The organism is Polaromonas sp. (genome assembly GCF_031411155.1).
In the GTDB taxonomy this organism is placed as follows: Bacteria; Pseudomonadota; Gammaproteobacteria; order Burkholderiales; family Burkholderiaceae_C; genus Polaromonas.
Genome location: NZ_JANOAL010000224.1, coordinates 1 through 7,770 on the forward strand (window position 1 = coordinate 1; position 7,770 = coordinate 7,770).

The following is a 7,770-nucleotide window of genomic DNA, read 5'->3' on the forward strand; positions in this document are numbered from 1 at the left end:
TAGTGCCACTATCGGAATGCCTGGGGTAGAGTGCAGTCTTCCATAACGGGGGAAGACATCCATGGCGAAAAAAGCGCCGCGCCGCACCGCAGAACGCATCCTGGAAGTCACGCTGGAGTTGTTCAACCGGTTTGGTGAACCCAATGTGTCGACCACACTCATTTCGGCCGAACTGAATATCAGTCCCGGCAACCTGTATTACCACTACCCGGCCAAAGACGAGCTGATCAACTCGCTGTTTGACCGCTACGAACGCGCACTGAACGAACTGCTGAACGCCAGCGACGGCGTGCGCGACGTGGAAGACGCCTGGTTTTACATGCACACGCTGTTCGAGCTGATCTGGCAATACCGCTTTTTATACCGCGACCTGAATGACCTGCTGAGCAAAAACCGCCGGCTCGAAACCCACTTCCAGTGGGTGCTCAAAAACAAGACCCGCTCGGTCAAGGCCCTGCTGGACGGCATGAGCCGCGCCGGCGCCATGTCGATCGACTCGCGCGAGGTGGAGGCTACCGCCACCAGCATGGTGGTGGTGCTGACCTACTGGCTCAGCTTTGAATACGTGCGCGACCCGCGCAACGCGCTGGAGCCCGAAAACGCCCAGGCCGCCCTGCTGCGCGGTGCGCACCATGTGCTCAATTTGCTGATTCCCTACCTGGAGCAAGGCCAGCGCGCCCATTTGCAGGCGCTGGTCGGCGCCTACAGCACCCCCGCCTGAAGCCGACTTCCCCTCACGCCCGCCCACTACACTATTTATCAAGGAGACCACACAATGGCCAAATGGACCGCTTTTCCCCACGCGGGCGACTATGGGCTTGATGCCGCCAGCCTGAAAAAGAGCTGGGCCCGCCTGCACCAGGGCGACTGCGAGCCCCTGCCCAAAGACGCGGCGGTGCTGCAGGCCTGGCTGTTGTTTCACAACGGCGAGTTTCAAAAGGCCGCCGAAGCCGGCATCAAGGCTGGCGGCGACGGCATCACGGTCGCCAACAAGGCCACCAGCATTTACGCCAACTACCTTGAAACCAAAGAGAAAACCAAGCTCGAGCTGTTCATGGAGGTCGCCCAGCGCGCCGAAGCGCAGCAGGCCCAGGACCCGAAAAACGCCAACGCCTGGTACTGGCAGGCCTACGCCTTGGGCCGCTACAGCCAGGGCATCAGCGTCGCCAAGGCGCTGGCGCAGGGCCTGGGCAGCAAGGTCAAGCAGGCGCTGGAGCAGTCCATCAAGCTCAGTCCCAAGCACGCCGACGCCCACATCGCGCTGGCCTCGTTTCATGCCGAGGTGATCGACAAGGTCGGCTCGCTGATCGGCGGCATGACCTACGGCGCCAAAAAAGACACCGGCCTGTCGCTCTACAAGGAAGCGCTGAGCCTGAACCCCGGCTCCGCCATCGCCATGATCGAGTACGCCAACGGCATGGTCATGCTCGAAGGCGACAAAAAGATGAAAGAAGCCACCAAGCTCTACGAGCAGGCGGCCGCCAGCAAGGCACTCGATGCGATGGAACGGCTGGATGTGGAGATGGCGAAGGCTGAGCTGGAGGATTGAGGGCGGATTTTCAGGCGGGCGGGGCTTCGGCAAACGCTATTGTTTTTATAGCTTATTGCGCCCGTTCTGCTTGGGCTAAAGGCAGATTTGACCATTTCCTTGCTCTGCTTTCGCCTAGCTGTCGGGGCTCAGTTGGCAGGCCTCGTGCTTTCACCACCAGACCGGGGGTAGCCCGGCGGCTAGTAACTTTTCTTTGCCTCGCCCGCCGGGGTGAGACCCGGCCTGGTCGTGAAGGACACCGCCGCTAAAACAGAGACGACTTCGACCCTTCGACAGGTTCAGGACAGGCCAAGCTCAGTCCGACCGGCCTCGGATCATGCTATAAATTCAATAGCTTGCTGCACACGTTCCGTATGGGCTAGCGGCCGATTTGACCCTTGTTTTCGCTGCAGGCAGCCGTTCATCGCCCTGCGACGCCCTCAAACCTGACCGACCCCTCTTTCCACGGCTGGCCGCGGTACCACGCATGCCGGGCCAGCCGCAGCATGGGCTTGTCGCCTGCCGTGTCGCCATAGGCATATAGCTCCACGCCGGCGAACGAGGCCAGGCCAAAACGCTGGGCCAGCCAGGCCTGCAAACGCAAAACCTTTTCCTCGCCATGGCAGTTCAGCATGCGCATGGAGCCGGTCAGGCGGTCGCCTTCCACTTCCATCCCGGTGCAAATCAAGGCATCAAAACCCAACTCTTGCGCCACGCGCGCCAGGTAGATGTCGGGCGAGGCGCTGACCAGGACGCAGCAATGGCCGGCCTGCTGGTGCCAGGCCAGCCGCGCCATGGCCCAGGGCCGCAACTGGCCGGGAAAATCCTTGGCCAGCCACTGCGCGGCCCAGTCCTGCATCTCGGCGGTGGTTCTGCCCGTCAGCGTGGCCCGCATCAAGCGGGCCTTGGCGACGTGGTTGGGCAGCAGGCGCAGTGCATAGCCCGTCAGCCAGGGTGAGCAGCGCAACAGGGCCAGCAGAAACCTGGGCCAGCCCAAGCCGCGTATCAAAAACGGCACAAAGGTGTCGCGCCGGGTCAGGGTGCCGTCAAAGTCGAAGGCGGCAATCACGGGGGCTGGCGCCGGCCCGGCTACCTCGGGCATCGTACCTGGCCGCAGTAGCGCTCGCAAAACGGGCAGCCGGTCATCGGCAGCACCGACGGGATGTTGTAAAAGCGCTGGAAGATGGTGCCCAGCACCCCCTCGCGGTAGGCCGGGTACTTGAAGCCCGTGCCCTCCACCGCATAAAACGGCACGCCGTTTTGGCTGAAGCTCAGCACCCTGACCGACTCGAAATAGGGCGCAAACTCCTGCAGCTGCGGGGGCTCGAACGTGAGCACGCGTATGGTTTTGCCGTTGTACAGCGAAAAATCGACCAGCATGTCGTCTTGCCGGGCGTGGAATTTGCCGACACCAAACACCGGCACGTACTGGCGCAGCTCAAAGCCGTAAATCGACGCCGGGGTGTAGGCCTCGGCCATCAGCACCACGCCGGGGCGGCTGACCTGTTTGACGATGTCGGCGGTCTTGTAGCTGCGGATGATTTGCGGGTAGAGCCTGGTGCTCTTCCAGCTGTCCAGCGTCGTCATGTACAGGCCGGCCAGCACCAGCACATGCAGGCCGGCAAACAGCGCCATGCCTTTGGCGCAGGCCCTGAGCTTGTCAGCCGGCAGGGCAAAGGCCAGATAAGCAAAGCCGAAGGCATAAAACGACAGCACCCAGTGCAGACCAATCACTTTCTTGAACGACAGCAGGGCAAAAAACAGCAGCGGCACCGCCACCAGGCAGGCCAGCAGGCGCTGGCCGGGTGCGCTGGCGGCCAGCGCCTTGCGCTGCCGCAAGGCCAGCCACAGCGCCGGCGGCGTGATCAGGTAGGCCATCATGCCGACATACATCAGCGGCTTGCGCAGCTCGAACGACGCGCCCTCGTTGCGGTTGTACAGGTTGAACATGATGTTCGACCAGCCGTGCGACAGGTTGTAGGCGATATTGATGGCCGGGCCGGGCAGCGCGCACAGCACCAGCAGGGCAAAACCGGCCAGCCGCTGGCGCCGGTACAGCGCAAAGTACACCAGGTAGCTAAAGCCCAGCACCACCGAGAAATACTTGGACAGGAACGCGCAGCCCAGAAACAGGCCCGAGAGGGCATAAAGCCCATAGGCGGCGCGGTCCAGCGGCTCGCGGCGCTCGGCGCGCAGCAGGGCCGCCACCGACAGTGCCGACCAGAAAATCAGCGGCGTGTCGGTGGTGATCAAGACATTGAGCCAGTTCAGCGGCGCCAGCCAGAAAAACAGCACGGCCCAGGCGGCACGCACCTTGTCAACCGGCTTGAGCGCCCACCACAGCGCCGCGCCCAGCGCCAGCGGCAGCAGCACCACCGGCAGCCGAATGGACCAGACCGTGTCGCCCAGCGTGGCCCGCATCAGCGCAATCAGCCAGCCCACCATGGGCGGGTGGTCGGAGTAGCCCCAGTCGGGGTAAACACCCCACCAGTAAAACAGCGCCTCGTCACCGGTAATTGGAAACGTGGCGGCGATCCAGCCGCGCAGCAGCAGCGACGCCAGCCCCACCCCCAGCAGCCAGCGGGTCAGCACGGTCGTGTCGTCAGCTTCGGTTGGGTCGTGGTGGGGTGTCATGAAAGGCTGATATCCTTGCGAAACGCCGCACTATAAAGCAAGGCCAGCATGCCCAGGCTGACCGCCAGCCACAGGGTCAGCAGCCGCACCAGCACGGTAATGGTCAGGGCCTGGGCCGGCGTGGCGCTGTGCGCGACCAGCAAACCGGCCAGCACGGCTTCGGTGCCCCCCAGCCCGGCCGGCAGGGCCGACAAGGCGCCGGCCACCATGGCCACGGCATAAAAGCCGGTCGCCGTCTGCAGCGCCATCGGCACGCCAAAGTCGCGGCAGATCAGCCACACCGCCAGCCCCTGCGCGGCCCAGGCCGCCAGCGTCAGGGCAAACCACAACAGCGGCCGCAGCGCCAGGCAGTGCCAGGCCTCGCGCAGCCAGGCCAGCCGGGTGATCAGTGCCGCGCGGTATCGGAGCAGCGCGCCCAGCGCTATCGCCAGCACCAGCCCGCCCAAGGCCAGCAGCCCCAGCAGCAGGCCGGGCACCAGTTGCACGGCATCATGCGTCAGGCCCCACCACACGGCGGGCAGGCACAGCAGCAGCAGGCACAGCAAATCGGCCAGCCGCTCGGCGCCAAAAATCGCCAGGCTTTGCACCGTGCCCAGCGGCTGCCGCGCCAGCATCAGGCCGCGCACCGCCTCGCCCAGGTTGCCGGGCGTGGGCGTGAAGGCATAGCCCGCCAGGTACAGGCGCAGGCCCTGCAGCGGGCCAAAATGCCGGCCGTAGTGCGCCATCCAGAGCCGCCAGCGCAGGCCGCGCAGGCCGTAGTTGAGCAGGCACAGGGCCGCCGCCTGCAGGCCGGTCCACGATGCGAGGCGGGCCAACGAAGCCCAGGGGCTGTCGCCCCACAGCAGCAGCGCGGCGGCATAGCCGGTGGCGACCAGGCCCAGCACCAGCAGCAGCCGCTTGACCGGCAAACGGCTTGCCGCCACCGGTTTGGCCTCGGGCATCACAAACGCCGGCTCAAAAAGATGGCCAGCCAGGCGGCACCGGCCGCCAGAATCCAGGGGTCGCGCAGCAGGTCGCGCGCCACGTCTTCGCCGCGGCCCCGGTGCACCTGGTAGGTGTAGCGCAGCATCGCAAAAATCACGACGGGCACGGTGTACAGCAGGCGCTCGCCGTGCTGCAACTGGGCCTCGGGGCTGGTGGCAAACAGGCTGTAGGTCATCAGGGTGGCGGTCATGGCCACGGCCATGAAGGTGTCGAGCAGCGCGGCGGGGTAATGCGCCAGCACGGCGCGCTGGCTGGCTTCGTCATGAAAACTCTCGGCCTTGCGTTTGGAAAAGCCCAGAAACAGCGCGACAAAAATCCCGGTCAGCAGCAGCCAGCGCGAAGGCGGAATGCCCACCGCCACGGTGCCCGCCAGCAGCCTGAGCATGAAGCCCGAGGCAATGATGGACACATCGACCACCGGCACCTGCTTGAGGCGCCAGGAATACGCCAGATTTTGCAAGCCATACAGCGCCAGCAACAGCAGCAGGCCGCGGTTATCGGCGGCCAGCAGCACCCCGCCAGCCAGCAGCAGCAGCGCCAGCAGCAGCGCCAGCGGCCCGGACACCGCGCCGCTGGCCAGCGGCCGGCGGCATTTGGTCGGGTGCAGCGCATCGCTGGCGCGGTCATGCCAGTCGTTGATGATGTAGACCAGGCTGGAGATGCAGCAAAACGCGGCAAAGGCATACAACACCCGCAGCGCCAGCGGCCCGTTTTGCCAGGACTGGCTGAACACCAGGCCGGCGAACACAAAGGCATTTTTTAGCCACTGGTGCGGCCGCATGAGGCGGATCAGGGCCAGCAGGGAAAACGGGGAGGAAGGCATCAGGGCGTGAAGGGAATGACGTTCAAGCATAACTGACCGGGCCGGCGCACATGGCCGCCGGATGCGCCAAAATGGGCACATGGCCACAGCCCCCCCTTCCTCTCCCGTCGCGGCGTCCGTGTCGCCGCACGCGTTGCAACTGATCCAGACCCTGGTGCAAATGAACACGGTCAGCCACCACTCCAACCTGGCGCTGATTCATTTTGTGCGGGACGAACTGAAAAAACTGGGCGTGGCCAGCCGCCTGACCAGCAACGCCGACAGAACCAAGGCCAACCTGTTCGCCACGCTGGGCGAGGGCAAACCGGCCGGCATCATCCTGTCGGGCCATACCGACACCGTACCCTGGGACGGCCAGGACTGGACGCTGGACCCGCTTTCCGCCACGATCAAGGACGGCCGGCTCTATGGCCGCGGCAGCTGCGACATGAAAGGTTTTATCGGCATGGCGCTGGCCCATGCCGGGGATTTTTTGCACGGCAGCGCGCCGTTTGCGGTGCACCTGGCGCTCAGTTACGACGAGGAAGTCGGCTGCCTGGGCGTGAAGGAGCTGATTGCCGACCTGAAGGACGCCGGCATCAAGCCGCTGGCCTGCATCGTCGGCGAGCCCACCAGCATGGTGCCGGCCACCGCGCACAAGGGCGTGTACCGCTACAAATGCTGCGTGCGCGGCAAGGAGGCGCACTCCTCGCTGACGCCGCAATCGGTCAACGCCATCGAGGTGGCGGCGCGGCTGATTGGCAAGCTGCGCGACATGGCCGAAGGTTTTGAAGCCAGCGAGCCGCGCCACGAGGGTTTTGACGTGCCCTTCAGCACCGCCAGCGTCGGCCAGTTCCATGGCGGCATTGCCGACAACGTGGTGCCGCGCGACGCCGAGTTTCGCTACGAATTCCGCAATTTGCCCTCCGCAGACGCGCTTTTGATGCAAAAAGAGGTGCTAGCCCAGGCAGAACGCCTGCTGCCAGCTATGAAAAAGATAGCGCCAGAAGCCCGCTTCAGTTTTGAAACGCTGTGCGAAGTGCCGGCCTTTCTGGGCTCGGCCAGCGATGCGGTGACGCAGCTGGCGCAGCGCTTGGCGGGCGCCGACCACACCACGCTGGTGGCCTTTGGCACCGAGGCCGGCCTGTTCAAAAGCGCCGGCATTCCAACCGTGGTGTGCGGCCCCGGCAGCATCAACCAGGCGCACCAGCCCGATGAATTCGTCAGCCTGGAGCAGCTGGCGCGCTGCGAGGCCTTCATGCGCGGGCTGATCGCCACCCGGCAGCTCGCCTGATTCGCAGCGCATTGACCTGGTCAATAGGCTTGCATTTTGCTTTCCCAAAAATTGACCGGTTTGGCCTCGCTCAGCTTGTCCTATAGAGTTACGCCATGAGCCCCACGCCCCCCATCACCGCTGCACCGACTACCCCGAAACCCGCCGCGCAGCAGACCCAGGTGCGCGGCGCCTGCCCGCATGACTGCCCCGACACCTGTTCGCTGCTGACGACCGTGGAAAACGGCGTGGCGATCAAGGTGCAGGGCAACCCCGAGCACCCGCAAACCGGCGGCGTGCTGTGCAACAAGGTGTCGCGCTACACCGAGCGCAGCTACCACCCGGAGCGCCTGCTGCAGCCGCAAAAGCGTGTCGGGCCCAAGGGCAGCGGCCAGTTCGAGCCCGTGAGCTGGGAGGCGGCACTGAGCGACATTGCCGCGCGCCTGAAAGCCATCGCCGCGCGCGACCCCGAGGCCATAGTCCCCTACAGCTACGCCGGCACCATGGGCCAGGTGCAGAGCGAAAGCATGGCCGGGCGCTTTTTCAACC

At 64.9% G+C, this 7,770-nt stretch carries 8 protein-coding genes; 4 read left to right on the forward strand and 4 right to left on the reverse strand.

Going from position 1 to position 7,770, the window contains the following annotated elements:
* Window positions 1-61: 61 nt before the first annotated feature.
* Window positions 62-721, forward strand: coding sequence for a TetR/AcrR family transcriptional regulator (locus RMO23_RS13865; RefSeq protein WP_309682617.1), 660 nt, complete (start codon window positions 62-64; stop codon window positions 719-721).
* Between the two features lie 54 nt (window positions 722-775).
* On the forward strand, window positions 776-1,549 hold the full coding sequence (locus RMO23_RS13870) for a hypothetical protein (RefSeq protein WP_309682620.1): 774 nt from the start codon (window positions 776-778) through the stop codon (window positions 1,547-1,549).
* Between the two features lie 400 nt (window positions 1,550-1,949).
* Here the strand turns inward: RMO23_RS13870 and RMO23_RS13875 are convergent, their stop codons facing one another.
* From RMO23_RS13875 to RMO23_RS13890, 4 genes are read right to left on the reverse strand one after another with little or no spacing between them, the layout of a single operon-like run.
* Window positions 1,950-2,630: an HAD family hydrolase gene (locus RMO23_RS13875; protein ID WP_309682623.1), complete on the reverse strand. Its 681-nt coding sequence runs from the start codon at window positions 2,628-2,630 to the stop codon at window positions 1,950-1,952.
* On the reverse strand, window positions 2,618-4,162 hold the full coding sequence (locus tag RMO23_RS13880; protein ID WP_309682626.1) for a glycosyltransferase family 39 protein: 1,545 nt from the start codon (window positions 4,160-4,162) through the stop codon (window positions 2,618-2,620). Before RMO23_RS13880 ends, RMO23_RS13875 begins: the two co-directional genes overlap by 13 nt.
* Window positions 4,159-5,103, reverse strand: a complete 945-nt coding sequence (locus RMO23_RS13885; protein WP_309682629.1) for a lysylphosphatidylglycerol synthase transmembrane domain-containing protein — start codon at window positions 5,101-5,103, stop codon at window positions 4,159-4,161. The genes RMO23_RS13880 and RMO23_RS13885 overlap by 4 nt, the downstream gene beginning before the upstream one ends.
* Window positions 5,103-5,969 carry a decaprenyl-phosphate phosphoribosyltransferase gene (locus RMO23_RS13890; RefSeq protein ID WP_309682631.1) on the reverse strand — a complete coding sequence of 289 codons (867 nt, stop codon included), beginning with the start codon at window positions 5,967-5,969 and terminating at the stop codon, window positions 5,103-5,105. Before RMO23_RS13890 ends, RMO23_RS13885 begins: the two co-directional genes overlap by 1 nt.
* Before the next feature lie 79 nt (window positions 5,970-6,048).
* Between RMO23_RS13890 and argE the strand changes: the two genes are divergently transcribed.
* Window positions 6,049-7,242 (forward strand): acetylornithine deacetylase, encoded by a 1,194-nt coding sequence (argE, locus tag RMO23_RS13895; protein ID WP_309682634.1) that lies wholly within the window; start codon window positions 6,049-6,051, stop codon window positions 7,240-7,242.
* A 95-nt stretch (window positions 7,243-7,337) separates the two neighbouring features.
* Window positions 7,338-7,770: molybdopterin-dependent oxidoreductase (locus tag RMO23_RS13900; RefSeq protein WP_309682635.1), on the forward strand; the 433-nt coding region annotated here is incomplete at its 3' end.